Origin of the sequence: Janthinobacterium sp. SUN128 (assembly GCF_030587275.1) — a bacterium.
GTDB classification, from domain to species: domain Bacteria; phylum Pseudomonadota; class Gammaproteobacteria; order Burkholderiales; family Burkholderiaceae_D; genus Janthinobacterium; species Janthinobacterium lividum.
On sequence record NZ_JAPWHY010000001.1, the window covers coordinates 2,979,717 to 2,999,594 of the forward strand.

At 62.1% G+C, this 19,878-nt stretch carries 17 protein-coding genes; 1 reads left to right on the forward strand and 16 read right to left on the reverse strand.

Annotated elements, in window-relative coordinates; all coding sequences use genetic code 11:
• Nucleotides 1-2 precede the first annotated feature (2 nt).
• The 9 genes from der to ndk form a co-directional block, all read right to left on the reverse strand.
• Nucleotides 3-1,349, reverse strand: coding sequence for a ribosome biogenesis GTPase Der (gene der, locus O3297_RS13555; RefSeq protein ID WP_034752028.1), 1,347 nt, complete (start codon nt 1,347-1,349; stop codon nt 3-5).
• Nucleotides 1,350-1,353: 4 nt separating this feature from the next.
• Nucleotides 1,354-2,499, reverse strand: a complete 1,146-nt coding sequence (gene bamB, locus O3297_RS13560) for an outer membrane protein assembly factor BamB (protein ID WP_070254062.1) — start codon at nt 2,497-2,499, stop codon at nt 1,354-1,356.
• 85 nt (nt 2,500-2,584) lie between these two features.
• Nucleotides 2,585-3,253: a tetratricopeptide repeat protein gene (locus O3297_RS13565; protein ID WP_305048920.1), complete on the reverse strand. Its 669-nt coding sequence runs from the start codon at nt 3,251-3,253 to the stop codon at nt 2,585-2,587.
• Between the two features lie 54 nt (nt 3,254-3,307).
• Nucleotides 3,308-4,669 (reverse strand): histidine--tRNA ligase, encoded by a 1,362-nt coding sequence (gene hisS / locus O3297_RS13570; protein WP_034789042.1) that lies wholly within the window; start codon nt 4,667-4,669, stop codon nt 3,308-3,310.
• Nucleotides 4,670-4,752: 83 nt separating this feature from the next.
• Nucleotides 4,753-6,027, reverse strand: coding sequence for a flavodoxin-dependent (E)-4-hydroxy-3-methylbut-2-enyl-diphosphate synthase (ispG, locus tag O3297_RS13575; RefSeq protein WP_034789045.1), 1,275 nt, complete (start codon nt 6,025-6,027; stop codon nt 4,753-4,755).
• Nucleotides 6,028-6,065: 38 nt separating this feature from the next.
• Entirely contained in the window at nt 6,066-6,974 is a 909-nt protein-coding gene (locus tag O3297_RS13580) for a helix-turn-helix domain-containing protein (protein WP_318526600.1), read from the reverse strand.
• Between the two features lie 82 nt (nt 6,975-7,056).
• Nucleotides 7,057-7,833: a type IV pilus biogenesis/stability protein PilW gene (gene pilW / locus O3297_RS13585; RefSeq protein WP_225317384.1), complete on the reverse strand. Its 777-nt coding sequence runs from the start codon at nt 7,831-7,833 to the stop codon at nt 7,057-7,059.
• Nucleotides 7,834-7,844: 11 nt separating this feature from the next.
• Entirely contained in the window at nt 7,845-9,020 is a 1,176-nt protein-coding gene (gene rlmN / locus O3297_RS13590; protein WP_034752035.1) for a 23S rRNA (adenine(2503)-C(2))-methyltransferase RlmN, read from the reverse strand.
• Nucleotides 9,021-9,145: 125 nt separating this feature from the next.
• On the reverse strand, nt 9,146-9,562 hold the full coding sequence (ndk, locus tag O3297_RS13595) for a nucleoside-diphosphate kinase (RefSeq protein ID WP_034752036.1): 417 nt from the start codon (nt 9,560-9,562) through the stop codon (nt 9,146-9,148).
• 221 nt (nt 9,563-9,783) lie between these two features.
• On the opposite strand from ndk, the gene O3297_RS13600 reads away from it, so the two are divergent.
• Complete coding sequence (locus O3297_RS13600; RefSeq protein ID WP_034752039.1) at nt 9,784-10,470, forward strand: Bax inhibitor-1/YccA family protein; 687 nt, start codon at nt 9,784-9,786, stop codon at nt 10,468-10,470.
• Nucleotides 10,471-10,529: 59 nt separating this feature from the next.
• On the opposite strand, the gene O3297_RS13605 is transcribed toward O3297_RS13600, so the two are convergent.
• The 7 genes from O3297_RS13605 to O3297_RS13635 all read right to left on the reverse strand — a co-directional run bounded on the left by O3297_RS13605 (nt 10,530) and on the right by O3297_RS13635 (nt 19,854).
• Nucleotides 10,530-11,375 carry a LysR family transcriptional regulator gene (locus O3297_RS13605; RefSeq protein ID WP_151096567.1) on the reverse strand — a complete coding sequence of 282 codons (846 nt, stop codon included), beginning with the start codon at nt 11,373-11,375 and terminating at the stop codon, nt 10,530-10,532.
• A 28-nt stretch (nt 11,376-11,403) separates the two neighbouring features.
• Nucleotides 11,404-12,549 (reverse strand): cyclopropane fatty acyl phospholipid synthase, encoded by a 1,146-nt coding sequence (cfa, locus tag O3297_RS13610; RefSeq protein ID WP_305049674.1) that lies wholly within the window; start codon nt 12,547-12,549, stop codon nt 11,404-11,406.
• 286 nt (nt 12,550-12,835) lie between these two features.
• The gene (locus O3297_RS13615; RefSeq protein ID WP_305048921.1) at nt 12,836-13,882 is read right to left on the reverse strand and encodes a cupin-like domain-containing protein; all 1,047 of its coding nucleotides are present in this window, start codon (nt 13,880-13,882) and stop codon (nt 12,836-12,838) included.
• 79 nt (nt 13,883-13,961) lie between these two features.
• Nucleotides 13,962-15,917, reverse strand: coding sequence for a glycosyl hydrolase family 18 protein (locus O3297_RS13620; RefSeq protein WP_305048922.1), 1,956 nt, complete (start codon nt 15,915-15,917; stop codon nt 13,962-13,964).
• A 396-nt stretch (nt 15,918-16,313) separates the two neighbouring features.
• A complete protein-coding gene (rlmD, locus tag O3297_RS13625) occupies nt 16,314-17,657 on the reverse strand; it encodes a 23S rRNA (uracil(1939)-C(5))-methyltransferase RlmD (protein ID WP_070282092.1) in 1,344 nt (447 codons plus the stop codon).
• 239 nt (nt 17,658-17,896) lie between these two features.
• Complete coding sequence (gene rpoS, locus O3297_RS13630) at nt 17,897-18,928, reverse strand: RNA polymerase sigma factor RpoS (protein ID WP_034789065.1); 1,032 nt, start codon at nt 18,926-18,928, stop codon at nt 17,897-17,899.
• An 8-nt stretch (nt 18,929-18,936) separates the two neighbouring features.
• Entirely contained in the window at nt 18,937-19,854 is a 918-nt protein-coding gene (locus O3297_RS13635; protein ID WP_034789067.1) for a peptidoglycan DD-metalloendopeptidase family protein, read from the reverse strand.
• Between the last annotated feature and the right edge of the window lie 24 nt (nt 19,855-19,878).

Here is a 19,878-nt window from a genome sequence, read left to right on the forward strand (position 1 = left end):
CATTACTTGCTTGGCGTGCGTGCAAACGGGTTTTTACCCGTGCGCAGTTCGATCCGCAGCGGCGTGCCGACCAACGCAAACGTATCGCGGAAATGTTTTTCCAGATAGCGTTTGTAAGGATCGCCAACGGCGTCGAGCGCATTGCCGTGAATAACGATCACAGGCGGGTTCATGCCGCCCTGGTGAGCGTAGCGCAATTTCGGACGAATCGACCCCTTGCGGCGCGGCTCCTGCTTCTCCACGGCCTCGATCAGGGCACGCGTCAGCTTCGGTGTCGACAGGTCGCACATGGCGGCCGCATACGCCGCGTTGAGCGACTTCATCAGCGGACCGATATTGGTGCCCTTCAGCGCCGAAATGAAATGCATCTGCGCGAACGACAGGAAATCGAGCTTGCGGTCGATATCGATCTTGATTTCATCGCGCTCGTGCGATTGCAAGCCATCCCATTTATTCACGGCCACCACCAGCGCGCGGCCCGATTCCAGGATAAAGCCGGCGATATGCGCGTCCTGTTCCGAGATATCCTGCTGCGCGTCGAGCATCAGCACGACCACGTTGGCTTCGGAAATCGACTGCAGCGTTTTCACCACCGAGAATTTCTCGATCGCTTCAAACACCTTGCCGCGGCGGCGGATACCGGCCGTGTCGATCAAGGTGTATTGCTGGCCATCGCGCTCGAACGGGATTTCGATCGAATCGCGCGTCGTGCCCGGCATGTCGAAGGCGATCACGCGCTCTTCGCCCAGCAGCGTGTTGATCAAGGTCGACTTGCCCACGTTCGGACGGCCGACGAGGGCGATCTTGATGCCGCGGTCGGTCTTTTCCAGCTCTTCAGGCTCATCCGGACGCTGCGCGAACGCCAGGTCCAGCATCACTTCGACGAGGTCGTTGACGCCGTCGCCGTGCGCCGACGAGATCGCATACGGATCGCCCATGCCCAATTCATAGAATTCGGACACGACGGCCGTGTAGCGCATGCCTTCGCTTTTGTTGACCACCAGCAAGACCGGGCGGCCGCTCTTGCGCAGGAAGTCTACGATGGTCTTGTCATGCGGGGTCAGGCCCTGACGGCCGTCCACGATGAACACCACCACGTCGGCCTCGGCCACGGCCTGCTTGGTCTGCAGTGCCATCTGGTGCATGATGCCTTCCTTGGCGACGGGTTCGAAACCACCCGTATCGATGACCAGGAAGGGACGTTCGCCGACACGGCCTTCGCCATAGTGACGATCGCGCGTCAACCCAGGCAAATCCGCCACCAGCGCATCGCGCGAGCGGGTCAGACGATTGAATAAAGTCGATTTCCCAACATTGGGTCGACCTACTAGTGCAATTACCGGCTTCATTGTATTACTCGACCGCGAGAGCGGTCACTGTCCCTGATTGGGTTTGAAAAATCAAATTCGAACCGGCAACAACGGGAGCCGAAACAATCGGGCTACCGTCGGTGCTGACACGACCTATTAATGCGCCATCTTCCCGTGACAGGAAGTGGATGTAACCTTGATAGTCACCGACGGCAACGCTGCGGCCGTAGGAGGCCGGCGTCGACAGGCGGCGGCGCGCCAGCGCCTCATTCTTCCAGGCGCTCTGGCCGCCTTCGCGGCTGAACGCCACGACGGCGCCCTGGGCGTCGGCAACAAACACGAAACGCTGATCGACGGCCACGCCCACATCGGACGAGATCGGCTTGGTCCAGCGCGGCACGCCCGTGGCGGCATCGAAGCAGCCCGCCTTGCCCTGGTACGTGACGGCGCATACTTCGCCTTCGAATACCACCGGTGCGCCGGCGATATCGGAAACGCGTTCCAGTTCGGTGGCGCCGCGCGGTTCGCTGACGACGATCTCCCAGCGTACCACACCGGTGGCCGCCGTCAGAGCCAGCAGCTTGCCGCCTGGCTGGGCCACGTAGATGTTCGCGCCGCCCAGCACCATGCCCGGCGCATTGCGCAAGGTCAAGGCCGGCGTGGCGCGCTGCACCGTCCACTTGCGTTCACCCGTCTTGGCGTCGAAACCGACGATGCGGTTGTCCACGCTGCGCACCACCACCACGCCCTGCCCTACGACGGGCGCCGTCAATACTTCGCTGGACGCCTGAGCCTTCCACAGCTGCTTGCCGTCGGCATCGAACGCCAGCACGGCGCCCTTGGCGGCGCCCACGGCCACCAGCGTGCCATCGCTGCCGGCGCTGGACGTGATGTCGCTGCCGGCCTTGACGCGCCACGTCTCACGGCCGCTGGCCGCGTCCAGGCGCGCCAGCGCGCCATCGGCGCTGACCACGTACAGGCTGTTGCCGGCCAGCGCAGGCGTGAAGGCGTACACGCCGGCCTTGCCGATCGAATACTTCCAGGCGTCGCGCACGGCGATGCTCGATTTTAACTCGACCAGCTTGGCCGGTTCGACTTTCGGATCTTTCGAGGCGAACGGGTTCCAGGACGAGCAACCGGCCATCAGGGCCAACAGACTTGCAGCTACCAGCTTTTCAGTGACACGCATAAGTGTTATCCAACCTTTTTCTTGTACTTGTAAGGGCAAGGCAGGCGGCGCACAACGCCGCCCGGCCACGCCGTCAGTGTTCCTGTCAGGCGGCAGCCTTGTCAGCCTTGGCCTTGTCTTCCGGTACCGTACCGCCAATCGCTTCCAGCTTGACCTGGATCAATTGACGGCCTGGATTGTTCTTGTCCGTCGCGGCCAGAGCGGCCAGGTAAGCCGTGCGTGCCTCGGCCAGCTTGTTTTGCGCCACCAGGACGTCGCCCTTGCGGTCGGCCACGGCACCGGCAAATTGCGCCACGGAAGCCGTCGCCAGCACTTTCAGCGCTTCATCGTAGGCTTTTTCATCCAGCAGGACGCCGGCCAGGCGCAGCTTGGCGATGGCCTTGTACTCTTCCGTGCCGTGCTCGGCAACCCATTGCAGCTGGGTCTTGGCCGTTTTCAGGTCATTCGCATCGAACGCCACCTTGGCCGCGGCCAGGGCGCTCATCTGCGCATACGCCGTGCCGCTGAAACGCGATTGCATGTCGCCAGCCGCGCGCATCACCTTGGCGGCGTCCTTGGCGGCGATGGCGTTTTGCAGTTCGTCGTACAGCTGGCCCGCTTGCGCAGCCTGCGTGCGCTGGTAGTACTGCCAGCCAGCCCAGCCGCTGTAGCCTGCCAGCGCCACGATCAGGACCCAGGAGGTCAGATTGCCATTGCGCTGCCACCAGGCCTTGAGGGTTGCCAGTTGTTCTTGTTCTTCGTGATCGTATGCCATGGGTCGTCAGTTTTAATGAGTAGTTGATCGAGGGTAGTACGGTCTTGCTGCAAATCAATGGTGGTGATGCACGTGGCCGCCAGGGCCGTGGTCATGGCCGCAATCGTGGTCGCCGATGATCTGGTCCACCACGTAGTCGACGACATCGTCGAACGGCACCGTGTTCTGCTGCGCGCCGGCATCGGCTTCGCGCATGGCTTTCACCGTAGCGACGTTATTGGCGATTTCATCGTCGCCCATGATCACGGCAAACGCCGCGCCGCTGGCGTCGGCCTTTTTCATTTGCGTCTTGAAGCTGCCGCCGCCGTTGCTCGCTGCGCAATGTAGCACAACGTCCAGGCCCGCATCGCGAATCCGCTCGGCCAGCACGAAAGCTTGCAAGCCTGCCTGCTCGCCCTGGTGCACCAGGTAGACGTCGCACTGGGCCGGCTGCTCGGGCTCGGCCGCGTCTTTCATCAGCAATACCAGGCGTTCGACGCCCATGCCGAAACCGACGGCGGGCGTCGATTTGCCGCCGAACATTTCCACCATGCCGTCATAGCGGCCACCGGCGCAGACCGTGCCTTGCGCGCCCAGCTTGTCGCTGACCCACTCGAACACCGTGCGGTTGTAGTAATCGAGGCCGCGCACCAGGCGTGGATTGATGGTGAACGGGATATTGTTGTGGTTCAATATCTTCTGCACGCCGTGGAAGTGGGCCAGCGATTCCTCGCCCAGGTAGTCCAGCAGCTTCGGCGCGCCATTGACCAGGTCCTGCATCGCAGGGTTCTTGGTGTCGAGGATGCGCAGCGGATTGCTGTGCAGGCGGCGCTTGGCTTCTTCGTCGAGCAGCTCGCTGTGGCTTTCCAGGTAGGCGATCAGGTCGGCGCGGTGGCGCAGGCGCTCGGCCGCGTCGCCGATCGAGTTCAGTTCCAGGCGGATGCCTTCCAGGCCAAGGTCATCCCACAGGCGGCGCGACAGCATGATGATCTCGGCGTCGATATCCGGGCCCGTGAAGCCGATGGCTTCCACGCCGAACTGGTGGAACTGGCGATAGCGGCCCTTTTGCGGACGCTCGTGGCGGAACATCTGGCCCTTGTACCACAGGCGTTTCGGGCCTTCGTAGACGAGGTTGTGCTCGACCACGGCGCGCACCACGCCGGCCGTGCCTTCAGGACGCAGGGTCAGGTTGTCGCCGTTCATCGAATCGGTGAACGAATACATTTCCTTTTCCACGATATCGGTCACGGCGCCGATGGCGCGCGCGAACAATTTCGTTTCTTCCACGATCGGCGTGCGGATTTGCTGGAAGCCATAGCTTTGCAGCACGGATTGCGCCGTGTTTTCAAACAATTCCCACAGCGGGGCATCGGCTGGCAGGACATCGTTCATGCCCTTCACGCCTGTAATTTTTTCTGCTTTTTTATTTTCGGACATAGTGTTCTTCTTTGCTTTAACTTGATTGTCGGATGACGCGCTTCGCGCCTCGGCGGCCCCGCTAATCCGACCTACCCGACCGATTACGCGGCAACCGGCGCGGTCTTGCCATAATGGCTTTTAACATAATTCAAGACGATGTCCTGGAATTCCTCGACGATGCGTTCGCCGCGCAGGGTGACGACTTTTTCGCCGTCGACAAACACGGGCGCGGCAGGCGACTCGCCCGTGCCGGGCAGGCTGATGCCGATGTTCGCATGCTTCGATTCGCCGGGGCCGTTGACGATGCAGCCCATCACGGCCACGTTCATCGCTTCCACGCCCGGATACGATTTCTTCCATTCCGGCATCTGCTCGCGCAGATACGTCTGGATGTTGTCAGCCAGCTCCTGGAAGGTGGTCGACGTCGTGCGGCCGCAGCCTGGGCAAGCGATGACCATGGGCGCGAACTTGCGCAAGCCCATGGTTTGCAGGATTTCCTGGCCGACGATGACTTCGCGCGTGCGGTCGCCGCCCGGTTCGGGCGTGAGCGAAATGCGGATGGTGTCGCCGATGCCTTCCTGCAGCAGCACGGCCAGGGCCGCGGTGGACGCCACGATGCCCTTGCTGCCCATGCCCGCTTCCGTCAAGCCCAGGTGCAGCGGATAGTCGCAGCGCTGCGCCAATTCGCGGTACACGGCGATCAGGTCTTGCACGCCCGAAACCTTGCACGACAGAATGATCTTGTCGCGCGCCAGACCCAGTTCTTCGGCGCGCACGGCGTTTTCAATCGCCGACGTCACCAGCGCTTCATACATGACGGCTTGCGCCGGCCACGGTTCGGCGCGGCCCGCGTTTTCATCCATGATACGCGCCAGCAAGGCCTGGTCCAGGCTGCCCCAGTTCACGCCGATGCGCACCGGCTTGTCGTAGCGGCAAGCCGCCTCGATCATTTGCGCGAATTGCGTATCGCGCTTGGCGCCCTTGCCCACGTTGCCCGGGTTGATGCGGTACTTCGACAGCGCGCGCGCGCAATCGGGGTAATCGTTGAGCAGGGTATGGCCGTTATAGTGAAAGTCGCCCACCAGCGGCACGTCGATGTCCATCTTGTCGAGCTGCTCGCGGATGTAGGGCACGGCCGCGGCCGCTTCCGGACGGTCCACCGTCAGGCGCACCAGCTCCGAACCGGCACGCGCCAGTTCCTTGATCTGGATCGCCGTGCCGATGGCGTCGGCCGTATCCGTGTTCGTCATCGACTGCACCACCACGGGGGCGTCGCCGCCCACCCAGATCTGGCGCTGGCCGTGCGCGATCAGCACCTTGCGGCTGTCGCGACGGCCGGATGGACCGGAGCCGATCGCTGTTTTCGAGGTAGCCATAATATTATCTTCTGAGTTTGCTTGAACGGTTACTGCAATTATTTGATGCTGACACGGGAAATCGTGCCGCCGGCAACGGTCGGCAGATCCAGCTTGGCGCCGCGCAAGGTTGCCTGCACGACACCCGGCTTGCCTACCACCAGGGTGGCCGGTCCCGTAATATCGAACGTTTCCGTGCTGCCCGCCTTGACCATGCGCGAAATCAGCGGCGTGCTGCCGGGACGGCGAATTTCCACCCAGGAATCCTGCTCGACCTTCAGCACCAGCGCATTCGCGCCCACGGCAGCTGCAGCCGCGGGCGGCGTGGCGGCAGCCGTCGCCGCTGGAGCGGGCGCGGGCACGGCGGCTGGCGGCACTACGGCAGCGGCCGGCGCCGAAGCGACGGCGGCCGGTGCGCCCGTCTGCGTATCGTTGCCTGGCGGCGGCGGCACGGAAATCAGGGGCACGGACGGCGACTGCACGGGCGTCAAGTCCTGGCCCGGCTTGATCAGGGTCGTTTCCACGGGGCCCACTTCCGCATGCGCCGTTTCTTTCCCGGCCTGCGAGGACAGCAGGCTGGCGGGCACATAACCGAGTTTATACGCGCCAAAGGCAGCCGCCACGACGACAGCCACGGCGCCGGCGATCCAGAGGGGAGTCTGGTTCGACGAGCGCTGCGTCATCGACGGGAAGCGCGATTCGGAAAACGTGGCGGAAATTTCACGCCGCACGGGCGCGGCCGGGTCCTGCTGCGCCGGCGCCGGATGGACTTCGATCATGGCCACCAGCGGCGCCGCGTCGAGACGCACCACCTTGGCGTAGGCGCGCACGAAACCGCGCACCACGGCCAGATTCGGCAAAGCCGCCATGTCGCCCTCTTCCAGCGCGATCACCTGGCGCGGCGCCAGCTTGAGCTGGTCGGCCACCTGCTCCACCGGCCAGCCCAGCGCTTCGCGCTGCGCTTTCAACTGTGCGCCTGCCAACGCAAGATTGCCCTGGGGCTGCTGCTGAGGCGTTTCTGCCCACTCTGAATTCATTGGTATCCCTGTCTCACTCATCAAACGCCCCATTTTGATAAGCAGCATATTCGGGGGAGCCGGAATGGTGGTTGCGCAACAGCGCCCCCAGGCCAGCTTCCGCACCCGCATCCCCGAGCTTATGCTGCACCTTGATCCCGAGCCACAGCACATCGGCCGTCTGGCCCTCCATTGTCGCTACTTTACCGAGCCGCTCAAGGTAATGAGCCGCTTGCCGGTAGTCTTGCTGTTGGTAATACACGCGCACCAGGCCGGCATAGGTAATTGCCGCGCCAGGTGCGATGCGCTCCGCCTTGAGCCAGTAGCCGGCGGCGCGCGGGTAATCTTTCATGACCAGGCTGCACGCCGCCGCATTATGCAGCGCCAGTTCAGGCGTGCCATAGGCGACATCTTGCAATGCGGCATCAAAATACGCCAACGACTGCGCCGCGCGCCCGGTCTGGCACAGAAACAGGCCATAATTATTGCTCAACTCGGGATTGTGGGGCGCAAGGCGCAATGCGTAAAGAAAATCTTTTTCAGCAGCCACGGGTTGGCGCATAGCAGCAAAAATCAGGGCGCGCATGCCGCGCACCTGGGCGTTGCCCGGTACCAGCTGCACCGCCTGCTCCGCTTCCGCCAACGCCACCACAAACTGGTCTTGCATATAATAGGCGCTGGCCAACTGCAAGCGCAAGGCGGCGCGCTGCTCGACAGATGCAGCCTGCTCCTTGTCTGCGGTGGAAGCACAGCCGGCCAGCAGCACGCCCAGGCTGACAACAGCCACGGCACGTACGCCAGGATAAGCCATGCTTCCCCGCATCAGGAGCGGATCTCCACGATCTTGCCGAAATTGGCGCCAAATTTTTGTTGATACTCAGTCATCTTTTCCATGCGCTCCTGCACCCGGGTGCGGTCCTTGACTTCACCGGCCAGCTGGCCGCAGGCCGCATCGATATCGTCGCCGCGCGTCTTGCGCACGGTGGTGATGATGCCGCCATCCATGAGCACCTGGGCAAATGCCTTGATGCGCGGATTTTTCGAGCGGAACAGGCCCGACTCGGGGAAAGGATTGAACGGGATCAGGTTGAACTTGCAGTTCACGCCGAACTCGCGGTCTTGCACCAGCGCCAGCAGTTCGCGCGCATGCTCGTCGCTGTCGTTGACGCCGTCCAGCATGCAGTACTCGAAGGTGATGAAGTCGCGCGGGGCAAATTCCAGGTAGCGCTTGCAGGCCGCCATCAATTCCTTCAGCGGGTATTTCTTGTTCAGTGGAATCAGCCCGTCGCGCAAGGCGTCGTTCGAGGCGTGCAGCGAGACGGCCAGGGCCACCGGCACTTCCTGCGACAGCTTGTCCATCATCGGCACCACGCCCGACGTTGACAGGGTCACGCGGCGGCGCGACAGGCCGTAGGCGTTGTCGTCAAGCATCAATTTCAGGGCAGTGACGGTCGGCTCAAAGTTCAGCAGGGGCTCGCCCATGCCCATCATCACCACGTTGGTGATCTGGCGCTCGCCTTTCGGGCCCGGTTCGATGCCCTTGGTACGGCGCAATTCGAATTCCGCCATCCACAGCTGGCCGATAATTTCGCCCACGGACAGGTTGCGGTTGAAGCCTTGCTTGCCCGTCGAGCAGAAACGGCAGTTCACGGCGCAGCCGGCCTGGGTCGAGATGCACAGGGTGCCGCGGTTTTCTTCCGGAATGAACACGGTTTCCACGGCATTGCCATTGCCTACGTCGACCAGCCACTTGCGCGTGCCATCCGTCGACGTGTGGTCGCTGATGATGGCCGGGGCGCGCACTTCGGCGCGCGTGGCCAGCTTGTCGCGCAGCGACTTGGCCAGGTCCGTCATGGCGTCGAAATCGGAAGCGCCGAACTGGTGTATCCAACGTTGCAATTGTTTCGCACGAAACGGTTTCTCTCCCAACTCGGCGCAGTAGGCGATGAGTTGCGCGGGATCGAGGTCCAGCAAGTTGGTGAGGGTCGTCGTATTCATGATCTTGTCTATTCTAAAAATCCGTCCCCGCGCGCATCCGGAGCGAAAACTCCACAGCGCAGCGGGAACAGGGGGTGATAAGTTATTTCACAGATAACGCCAGGAAATAACGTTATCTAAGGCAATTAAGCCTTCAGTTCTGGGAAGAAGTAAGCGATTTCCACTTTAGCAGCTTCGACAGCGTCGGAACCGTGTACGGCGTTAGCGTCGATCGAATCGGCGAAATCGGCGCGGATCGTGCCTTTTTCTGCTTTCTTCGGATCGGTCGCGCCCATCAGGTCACGGTGGGCCAGAACGGCGTTTTCGCCTTCCAGGGCTTGGATCATGACTGGACCGGAAACCATGAAGTCGACCAGATCCTTGAAGAAGCCGCGTTCTTTGTGCGCTGCGTAGAAGCCTTCGGCTTGTTCGCGCGACAGTTGGGTCATGCGTGCTGCAACGATTTTCAGGCCAGCGTTTTCAAAACGGGAGTAGATTTGACCGATTACGTTTTTTGCAACTGCGTCTGGTTTGATGATCGACAGGGTGCGTTCGATTGCCATGTGTGAAAACTCCAATAAAAAGTAAGGTTTAAAACGGTAAATTGATAACTCAATCAACCTTTGATTTTACCATACTCCACCCCATATCACCCAGACAGGCAGGGGGCATCTTGCCACCCTGCCCCCGTTTAATGAAATCTTAAGCTGCTTTTTTGGCAAATTCCGGCCCTCATGCTATCCTTGGGTAAAGCAGTAATTTGAATTGACAACACGGAGGCACTATGAATCAGAACATGCAACGCACCTTTGACCTGTCGGGGGGCATGCAGCAAGTCCGCCATCAGGTCTTGCGCAACACTTACTGGCTGCTGGCGCTGTCCATGATCCCGACCGTGCTGGGCGCCTTCATCGGCGTGCAGATGCATTTGCCAATGCTGACCGGCGGCATGGGTTTCATCATCTTCATGGCCGTCGCTTTCGGCTTCATGTACGCGATTGAAAAGACCAAGAACTCGGGCCTCGGCGTCGCCGTCCTGCTCGGCTTTACCTTCTTCATGGGCCTGATGCTCACGCCTATCCTGACGCGCACGCTCGGCTACTCGAATGGCGGCATGCTGATCATGACGGCATTCGGCGGCACGGCCACCATCCTGGCCGTGATGGCGACGATCGCCACGGTCTCGAAGCGCGACTTCTCGGCCATGGGCAAATGGCTGTTCGCCGGCGTGATCGTGCTGATCCTGGCATCGGTAGCGAACATTTTCCTGGGCCTGTCGGCACTGTCGATCGTGATCTCCATGGTCGCCATCGCCATCTTCTCGGCCTACATCCTGTATGACGTGCAGCAAATCATTAACGGCGGCGAGACCAACTACATCTCGGCCACCCTGCGCATCTACCTGGACGTGTACAACATCTTCACCAGCCTGTTGTCGTTGTTAGGATTTGCAGGCGGCAGCCGCGACTAAGCGCTAACGCACGAAAATAAAAGCCGACCCTCGGGTCGGCTTTTTTACGTCTGTCGGCTCTATTTGCCCCTTTCCGCCACCTCCAACAGGCAGGCGCGGGCGCGGTCCAGGGTCGGGTTGTCGCGCTGGGCCGCGTAGACGGCGTAGGCCGAATGCGAGAATTCGGGCGCGTCGCGCACGCGGTGCAAGAGCCCCGCATCGAGATAGGGTTGCGCGCTGCCGATACGGAAGTAACTGGCGCCGCCCACGTCGAGCAGATACACGAGGGCCAGCGGCCCCAGCGAAATCGAGACGGGCGGGCTGCTCAGCTCCGGGTAGGCCGCCTGATGATTGGCCGCGAAGCTGGGGCCCCAGTCCACATACACATACGTGTCGGCATGCATCTGTCCATCAGCGCGCGTGGTCACCATCACCAGCTTTTCCTCGGCAAGCAATTCGCTGGCCAGGCCCGGGCGCTGCGGCGGGTTGTACAGCACGGCCAGGTCCAGCGAGCCGTCATGCACGGCGTCGAGCAGGCGCGCGGGGCTGTCGACTTCCGCGCGCAAGGCGATCTGGGGACAGTCGCGGCTCATGCGTATCAGCCAGTCGCCGAGCAGCGGCTGCCACAGGCTCAGCTCGCAGCCGATGCTGACGGCGTCGTCGCGCCCCGGCGGCAAGGCTACCTGGTGGCGCGCCCGCTCCCACACCTGCACCATGGTGGCCGCATGGCGCATGAAGCGCTCGCCGGCCGACGTCAGGCGCGCGCCCGCCTTGTTGCGCACGAACAGCTGGCGCCCCAGTTGCTGCTCCAGCGAGCGGATGCGGGCGCTGACGGCCGTCTGCGTCACGTGCATGCGTTCAGCGGCCATGATGAAACTGCCGCAGGACGCCACTTCCAGGAAGGTACGCGCTTGATTGATATCCATCAATCCATCATATCAGTTGCCGCACATCTCAACTGACACGCTCGTAGCCACCGAGCACGCCCTGCTTGGCCAGCACCCATTGCCACAGCTGCAGGTCGCGCGCGCGAAAGGCGCCGGCGCAGGACAGCAGATAGTAGGACCACATGCGGTGGAAACGCTCGCCCAGCTGGGCGGCAAAGCGCGGCCACGCCTGCTCGAAATTCGCATGCCAGGCCATCAGGGTCTTGTCGTAGTCGGCGCCGAAGTTATGCAAGTCCTCGGCCACGAACAGATCATCGATGGCGTCGCCGATCTGGCCAAGCGACGGCAAGTCGCCATTCGGGAAGATGTATTTGTCGATCCACGGATCGCACGTGGAATGGCGCTTGTTCTTGCCGATCGTGTGCAGCAGGAACAGTCCGTCGTCTTCCAGGCAGCGGTGCGCCACTTCCATGAAGGTGCGGTGGTTCTTGTGCCCCACGTGCTCGAACATGCCGATGCTGACGATGCGGTCGAATTTTTCATCGGTGTCGCGGTAGTCCTGCAGGCGGAAGTCCAGGTGCTCGCCGCCCGGCATGCCGCGCGCATACGCTGCCTGCTCCTTCGAGATCGTCACGCCCACGCACCGCACCTGGTATTTCTCCGCCGCATAGCGCATGAAGCTGCCCCAGCCGCAGCCGATATCGAGCACGCGCATGCCCGGTTCCAGGCGCAGCTTGCGGCAGATCAGATCGAGCTTGGCTTCCTGCGCCTCGGCCAGGTTGCCGGCATCCTTCCAGTAGCCGCAGGTATATGTCATGCGCGGATCGAGCATGGCAGCATAGAAGGCATTGCCCAGGTCGTAGTGCTCCTTGCCCACCATCCAGGCGCGGCGCTCCGTCTGCAGGTTGAACAGGCGCGCAGTCAGCGCATGGAAGGCCAGGCGCATGGGGCGCACGTCGTCGGCCACCCTGGCGCGCAGCAAATGGCAAAAGAATTCGTCAAGCTGGTTCGCGTCCCAGTCGCCATCCATGTACGCTTCGCCGAGGCCCAGGTTACCGCTGGCGAAGGCGCGCTCCGGTACGCCCGGCTTGCGCAGCTGCATGTCCCAGGCGGCGCGGCCATTCAAATGGATGTCGGCCTTCGCCAGCAGCTCGGCCGCTTCGCGCGTCAGCCGCGTGTCCAGCGTGATTTTCGGTGTGTGCTGCAACTGCATAGATGCTTGTGTCGTGTGCTGCGTGTTCATGCCCTGCCGCCTCCAGATGGTTGTCGGTGCTGGCGCGCCGGCGAGTCCACTCCGCAGCCCGGCGCCGCGCCAGCCATAAAATTATCCGCCCGCCATCGCCATCTGGATAATGAAACATCATGGCCATTCATATCAAAATATTTGCTGTGAAATGATTTGAATCAATTTTTTCATGGAAATATTTTTTGCACGAAACGCTCTGAAGCATGAAAAAAGCCGCCTGTACGGCGGCTGTTCGCGGCAGCTTAGCCCACGATCAAAAGTCGTGATTCGGTGGATACTTGCTGTAAAAATCGTTATCCCATTTGAAATTGGTAAACGCCACCGTCATCGATATGTCGAGCGCTTCGACGAAATGCCAGCAGCCGACGGGCAGGAACAGGATCTCGCCCGGCGCCAGCACGCATTCGCGCACTTGCACGTCCGCCATCAGCGGATAGCGCTGCAGGTCGATATCGCGCCCGTCGACGGGCGTAAAACAGTGGCGCTGGTTGTACACCCGCGCCACCTCGCAGGCGGCCATGATGCGCAGCCGCTTGCGCCCTTGTACCTGCGCCATGAAGTTGTTCGTCAGGTCGTGGTGGAATGGCGTCACCGTGCCGGCCGGGCCGAACCATAAAAACCCCGTGGGGCCGCCACTCTGTTCCAGGTATTCGGGCAGCTGGCCGATATCGTCCCACAGCTCGCGCAGCGCCTGCCGGTTCTGCGAATTGTTATTCGCCGTCATGTAGAAATCATTGGTCGCGCCGCTGCCCTCGACCAGGCTGGCGTACTCGCCAAACGCCATCTTGCGCTTGTGGGCCACGCTGTTCATTTCGTACTGCGCATCCGCCTCGCGGCCGAACTGCACTTCCACCTCACGCTGCGCGTAATGCTCGCGGAAATAGGCCGGGCTCCACTTGGCCATGGCGGGCCAGTCGTCCATCATGCCCGTGATGATCACCGGCTGGTTGGTGGAATAGAACTCCGTCAGGAACTCGTGCGCCGTCAGTTTCTCGCGGCGGGGAATCTCGGGTGGACGCAACTGGTTCAGCTTGCGCTGGATGTCGATCACCCAGTCGCGCTTGGCCAGCCGGTTCGACAGGCGCACGGCGCCGGCCAGGTAGGGACTCTGCAGCGCCAGCTCCACTTCGCGGCGCGCCAGGGCCTCCGTAATGCCTGCCTTTTGCAGCACCGGCATCAGCGCCGACGGGTGGCTGCCCAGCATGAGGTTTTCCGCGATCCAGCTGCGCCATTCGCGGCTCAGCTCCTGTTCCGGCTGCTGTTCTTTCTGCTTGACTCCGAATGTCGATACCGCCGCCATCGCCCGTCTCCTGTTTTTTTATGTGAACAAGCGGCCGGGCAGCGTATGCCGCCCGGCCGCCTCCTACTCTAGCGCAGTATTACCGCACCTTCCACACCTCGGTTGCCAGCACGCCATTCGCGTCGCCATCGAGTTCCCACGAGAACGCGCCACGCAAGCCCTGGTCCTTCACATATTTCACCTTGGTGCCGATGACGGTCGGGTCATCATAGCTCCACCACTGGCCACCTGCACCCGTGTACAGGTACAGCTGCTTGGTCACGGGATGGTAGTAGCGCGTGCCAGCCTTGGCCACGAGGATTTTATAGTCCTCGATGCCCGACTCGTACGTGCCCGGCGCCGTGCCCGTGGCCGCCTGGTACAGGCCATCGCCATTCGGCCCCGGCGCCACGCCCGTCCAGCCGCGGCCATAGAACGGTATGCCCAGCAGCAGCTTGTCGCGCGGCACGCCGGCGGCAATCATGTACTGCACCGCCTTGTCACCCACATATTCACGTGCCATGCCCGTCGACGGATCGGCAGGGTCGGCAAACAGCTGGGCGTTGAAGTTGGTGCTGTTTTCCCAGCCGCCGTGGAAGTCGTAGGTCATCAGGTTGATCCAATCCATGTACTGCGAGTACAGGGCCGGCTCCGTGTTGTCGATCTTGTCCTTGCCGGCACCGACAGCGGCCGTCAACAGGTAGCGCTTGCCGTTGGCTGCACCGAGCGCATCGAGCTGGCTGCGGAATTCCGCCATCAGCAAGGTGAAGTTGCGCTTGTCGTTGGGGCTGACCGTGTTGTACGGCTGGCCACCGCCGACCGGATATTCCCAGTCGATGTCGATGCCGTCAAAGATGTTGGCCGCCGCGCCCACGCCACCGCGACCGCCCTGCACCGGCAGGTTGCCCTTGATGTAGATATCGATGCAGGAACGTACCATCTGCTTGCGCAGCGCATCCGTGGCCGAACCGACGGAGAAGTTCTTCGACCAGCTCCAGCCGCCCAGCGAGATGAACAATTTCAGGTTCGGGTGCGCCGCCTTGAGTTTTCTCAGCTGCAGGAAGTTGCCCGACAACGGTGCATCCCAAGGAATCGCCTGGCCATCGACGGTGCGCTTCGGCGTGCGGATGTAGTCGGCCTCGGCATCGCCGCCCGTGCCCGCGTCCGGCGAATTCGGATTCGTCGCACCCGGCTCCGTCTTGGTGATCATGGCGCATTCATAGCCGCCGTTTTTCGGATAGATGTTGCCGAAGGCATAGTTGATGAAGGTCAGCTTGTCGGCCACGCCGCTCGTGTGCACATTCGCCACTTCATAGTCGCGGCCATACACGCCCCACTGCGCAAAATAGGAGCCGACTTCACGGCCCGTTGGGGTTGGCGTTGGTGTCGGAGTAGGTGTTGGAGTTGGAGTTGGAGTTGGAGTCGGAGTCGGAGTCGGAGTAGGCGTCGGCGTCGGAGTCGGGGTTGGCGTCGGGGTTGGAGTAGGTGTCGGGGTCGGCGTGGTACTGCAGATCTCCAGGCTGGTCCACGGCTTGCCCGTGCCGGCGGCGCCGCTGCTGGTCGACGGATTGTCGCCCTGCGTCCAGTAGTTGGCGCGGTAATTCGTGCCCGCATAGCTGACGGTGGCGCCCGCGCTGTAGGCCGTGCCGGCCACCCACGCCAGCGCGCAGGTGCCGCCGGTTGGCGTTGGCGTCGGAGTGGGCGTCGGGTTCGGCGTAGGCGCCGGTGTCGGGGTTGGCGTGGGAGTCGGCGTTGGGGTGGGAGTCGGCGTCGGCGTGGTGCCGCCGTCGCAGGTGCCGCCGGCGCTCCACAGGCTCGGCGTGGAAACGGGATTCCAACCCGAGCCCACGTGATCCGTCTGCGTCACCAGGGCCGTGTAATTGGCGCCCAGATAGGTGACCACCGTGCCCGCGTTATACGTGCCGCCCTCTTGCCACGGCACGCAAGCGACCACGGTACTGGCCGCCAGCAATTGCGACCCCGCCGGCGCGCCGGCGTCACCGCCGCCACCGCCGCATGCCGCCAGCACGCCACCGCTGGCCAGACATACCATCATGTTCCTGATCGTTTTTTTGAGTATTAAATTTTCCACGTTGTCTCCTGTTCAGGTTTGCGGAAATACCACTTTGCTTCAATGAAGAGCTACCCTGTGATTTTGTTTTTTGCAGTTGCAAGAACAGCATGCTGCTGAAAAAATAGGCGGTCAAGTGGTTTTGAAGTGGCCTCAAAGTGGGCAATACCACTTTGCGCAAGAAGCGCAGCGGCGGAGGCAAATGGCGTGTTGTCCTACTGGACAATGAAAAAACGGCAGAGGAAGGATGTAAAAAGACGCTGGATCGGGAAAATACAGACCAGTTTTATAACACGCTGTAAGTGGTATTGGGGGAGCTCGCGGCGCCGCTGAACGCGGCAGCGGCGGGTGCCTGCCTGGCCACCCGCCGCGCTGCACTACCTATTGAGGCAAATCAAATACCGCCATCGACTCCACGTGGGAAGTGTGCGGGAACATGTTCACCACGCCCGCCTTGCTCAGCACATAGCCGGCTTCCAGCGCCAGGATGCCGGCGTCGCGCGCCAGGGTCGACGGGCTGCAGGAGACGTAGACGATGCGTTTCGGCAGCAGGTCCGGACGCACTTGCGACAGGCCGACCAGCGCCTGGCACAGGGCCATGGCGCCATCGCGCGGCGGATCGACGAGGATGCGGTCGAACTTGCCCAGCGCGATCAGGTCGTCCGTCGTCACTTCGAACAGGTTGCGCGTCGAGAACGAGGTTTTTTCCGCCAGGCCATTGGCCAGCGCGTTTTCCAGCGCCCGCTCCGTAAGGGTGGTGCTGCCTTCGATGCCCACCACTTCGCTGCCCTGCGTGGCCAGCGGCAAGGTGAAATTACCCAGGCCGCAGAACAGGTCGGCCACGCGGTCTGTCGGCTGCACTTCCAGCAAACGCAGGGCTTTCGACACCAGCACGCGGTTGATGTGGTGGTTCACCTGCGTGAAATCGACGGGCTTGAACGGCATCTTGACGCCGAATTCCGGCAGCAGGTAATGCAATTGCTTGTCCAGCGGATAGAACGGCACGGCCGTTTCCGGGCCCTTGACTTGCAGCCACCATTGCACGCCGTACTCGTCGGCAAAGGCCTTCAGTTTCGTTTCATCGTCCGCCGTCAACGGCGCCATGATGCGCAAGACCATGGCGGTGACGTCTTCGCCCACGGCCAGTTCGATCTGCGGCATCTGGTCGAAGATCGACAGCGAAGCAATCAATCCACGCAGCGGCAGCAGCATGGCCGAGATGTGTGGCGGCAAGATCTCGCAGCTATCCATGTCGGCAACGAACGCCGATTTCTTTTCATGGAAGCCCACCAGCACGGCGTCCTTCTTCTTGACGTGGCGCACGGACAGGCGCGCGCGGTAGCGGTAGCCCCAGGTCGGGCCATACATGGGGCGCATGATGCTCTGCGGACGCACCTTGCCGATATGCCACAAGTTGTCTTCCAGCACGCGCTGCTTGATCGCCACCTGCGCCGACGGCTCCAGATGCTGCATCGAGCAACCGCCGCAATTGTCGAAATGCTTGCACTTGGGCGTCACGCGCATCGACGATTCGCGGTGCAGCGCCGTCATGCGGGCCATTTCCCAGTTCTTCTTTTTCTTGAACGTCACAAAGCTGACGCGCTCGCCCGGCAAGGCGCCTTCGACAAACACGACCTTGCCCGGCGAGCCGTCTTCGTTCTCAATATGGCCAACGCCACGGGCGTCCATGTCGAGCGATTTGATTTCGATGATATTTTCTTGCATAGCGATCAATAGGTAAGAGTGGGCCAGGACGCAGGGCCGCGCTGGAACTTGAAAGAATGGGGGAAAGGTCAGGCGCCGCGAGCGGGGCGTATGATAGCAGATCGCGACAGGCAAAAGCCGCTCAAGCCCGCACCGGGCAGCAAGCCTGAGAAAATGCGCAGGGCAAGGCGCGTGGCCGAAGACAGTACGACAGTACGGCGAGGCCATGCAACGCCGCCATGGGCGTTTTCTCAGACTTGCTACAGTAAGGAGTCGCGCACGACGCCGCGCGCGGCCATGGCGCGTTTGAGCTTGATCAAGGCCTCTTGCTGGATCTGGCGCACGCGCTCGCGCGTCACGCCCATTTCCTCGGCCAGGGTTTCCAGGGTGGCCGGATCGTCGTTGTCGAGGCCGAAACGGCGCATGATGACCACGCGCTGCTTGTCGGGCAGCTTGGTCAGCCAGTCGCGCACCAGCACCGTCATTTCATGGTGCTCCGCGCGCGCGTCAGGACCGTCTTCGCTGGCGCCGGGCAACATGTCCATCAGCGACGATTGCGGGTCGTTGTCGAGCGGCGCGTCAAGCGAAGTAGCGTGCTCGGACAGGGCCAGGATATCCTGCACCTCTTCCACGGGTCGGCCCACCAGGTGGGCGATGTCTTCCGCGGTGGCATCCTTGCCATCGTGGTGCTGGGCTTCCAGGTGGTACTTGCCGCGCAGAATTTGATTCAGTTCGCGCACCATGTGCACGGGCAGGCGCACCGTGCGCGCCTGGTTCATGATGGCGCGCTCGATGCTCTGGCGTATCCACCAGGTGGCGTAGGTGGAAAAACGGAAACCGCGCTCGGGCTCGAACTTGTCGATGGCCCGCATCAGGCCGATGTTGCCCTCCTCGATCATGTCGAGCAACACCACGCCGCGGTTGATGTAATGCTTGGCGATCGACACGACCAGGCGCAGGTTGTGCTCGATCATGGTTTGCCGGGCTTCGAAATTGCCCTGCTTGGCGAGGGTGGCGTAATGCACCTCTTGCGCCGCCGTCAGCAGGGGCCGCGTGCCGATCTGGTTCAGATAGTGCTGCGTGGTATCGGTCGACAGCTCGGCCGCCAGCACTTTTTTCAGTTCATCGACACTTTCGACCAGCACGCTGACGCTGGCCACCTCGCCGCCCTCGCCCGCGTCGACGGCGTCAATGCCGTCGAGTTCGCCGGCATCGTCCGTCACGACTTCGTCTGCCCCGTCTTCCGGGGGTTCCGGGTCATCGTCCAGCTGATCGTGCGGCGCGTGTGTCATTGCTTTACCTAACGGTTAGGCAGGAATTTCGAAGGGTCGACAGGCTTGCCCTGCTGGCGGATTTCAAAGTGCAGCTTCACGCGGTCGGCATCGGAATCGCCCATTTCGGCGATGGCCTGGCCTTTGTTGACGTTCTGCCCTTCCTTCACCAGGATGCTGCGGTTATGCGCATACGCCGACAATAAACTATTACTGTGCTTCACGATGACAAGATTACCATAACCACGGATTCCGCTCCCGGCATACATGACTTTTCCCGCGCCGGCGGCCACCACCTGCTGGCCCGCCTTGCCGGCGATATCCACGCCCTTGTTCTTGCCTTCGTCGAAAGTGCCGATGACCTTGCCTTCGGAAGGCCACATCCAGCTGATTTTCTCGTCGCCGGGCGCCGATGCCGCAGGGGCTGCCGCGGCGGCGGCCGGTGCGGTGGCGACGGCTGCCGCCGGGGCCGGCGCAGGCTTGACGTCGCTGCTGCCGCCATCGGCGCGCAATTCGGCCAGGGTGGCGTCGGAATACGCGCGCTTCTCGCCGCGCGGACCCGTTTTCTTCGGCACGACAGGCGCGGCCGGCTTGACTTCCGTCACCGGCGGCATGACGATGGCCGACGTTTGCGCGCCGCCCGTGTCTCCATTTGGCGGCAACACGCGCAGCACCTGGTCGACCTTGATGTCGTTCGGGTTGCTCAAGTCATTCCAGGCCACCAGGTCGCGGTAATTCTGCCCGTGCTCGAGGGCGATACGCAACAGAGTGTCGCCACGCTTGACCGTGTAATAAGCCGGGTCGCGGTCGCGCGGATCGCTGGCTGCGGCGCTGCTGCTCGATGGCTGGCGCTCCACGACGGGCGCCTGGACGCCCGTGGTGCCGCAACCGCTCAACAGCGCGGCCAAGGTGATGCTACATAGAAGTATGTTACTTTTCTTAATCATTCGCATGTAATTGTATGTCCTGCT

Excerpts from the sequence above, each read along its gene's own strand:
- ispG (WP_034789045.1), bottom strand. The coding sequence starts at position 6,027 with ATGGCTACCTCGAAAACAGCGATCGGCTCCGGTCCATCCGGCCGTCGC.
- bamB (WP_070254062.1), bottom strand. The coding sequence starts at position 2,499 with ATGCGTGTCACTGAAAAGCTGGTAGCTGCAAGTCTGTTGGCCCTGATG.
- rlmN (WP_034752035.1), bottom strand. The coding sequence starts at position 9,020 with ATGAATACGACGACCCTCACCAACTTGCTGGACCTCGATCCCGCGCAA.
- O3297_RS13605 (WP_151096567.1), bottom strand. The coding sequence starts at position 11,375 with ATGGATATCAATCAAGCGCGTACCTTCCTGGAAGTGGCGTCCTGCGGC.
- O3297_RS13620 (WP_305048922.1), bottom strand. The coding sequence starts at position 15,917 with ATGATGGTATGTCTGGCCAGCGGTGGCGTGCTGGCGGCATGCGGCGGT.
- O3297_RS13565 (WP_305048920.1), bottom strand. The coding sequence starts at position 3,253 with ATGGCATACGATCACGAAGAACAAGAACAACTGGCAACCCTCAAGGCC.
- rlmD (WP_070282092.1), bottom strand. The coding sequence starts at position 17,657 with ATGCAAGAAAATATCATCGAAATCAAATCGCTCGACATGGACGCCCGT.
- O3297_RS13635 (WP_034789067.1), bottom strand. The coding sequence starts at position 19,854 with ATGATTAAGAAAAGTAACATACTTCTATGTAGCATCACCTTGGCCGCG.
- ndk (WP_034752036.1), bottom strand. The coding sequence starts at position 9,562 with ATGGCAATCGAACGCACCCTGTCGATCATCAAACCAGACGCAGTTGCA.
- O3297_RS13615 (WP_305048921.1), bottom strand. The coding sequence starts at position 13,882 with ATGGCGGCGGTATCGACATTCGGAGTCAAGCAGAAAGAACAGCAGCCG.
- cfa (WP_305049674.1), bottom strand. The coding sequence starts at position 12,549 with ATGCAGTTGCAGCACACACCGAAAATCACGCTGGACACGCGGCTGACG.
- O3297_RS13600 (WP_034752039.1), top strand. The coding sequence starts at position 9,784 with ATGAATCAGAACATGCAACGCACCTTTGACCTGTCGGGGGGCATGCAG.
- hisS (WP_034789042.1), bottom strand. The coding sequence starts at position 4,669 with ATGTCCGAAAATAAAAAAGCAGAAAAAATTACAGGCGTGAAGGGCATG.
- pilW (WP_225317384.1), bottom strand. The coding sequence starts at position 7,833 with ATGGCTTATCCTGGCGTACGTGCCGTGGCTGTTGTCAGCCTGGGCGTG.
- rpoS (WP_034789065.1), bottom strand. The coding sequence starts at position 18,928 with ATGACACACGCGCCGCACGATCAGCTGGACGATGACCCGGAACCCCCG.
- der (WP_034752028.1), bottom strand. The coding sequence starts at position 1,349 with ATGAAGCCGGTAATTGCACTAGTAGGTCGACCCAATGTTGGGAAATCG.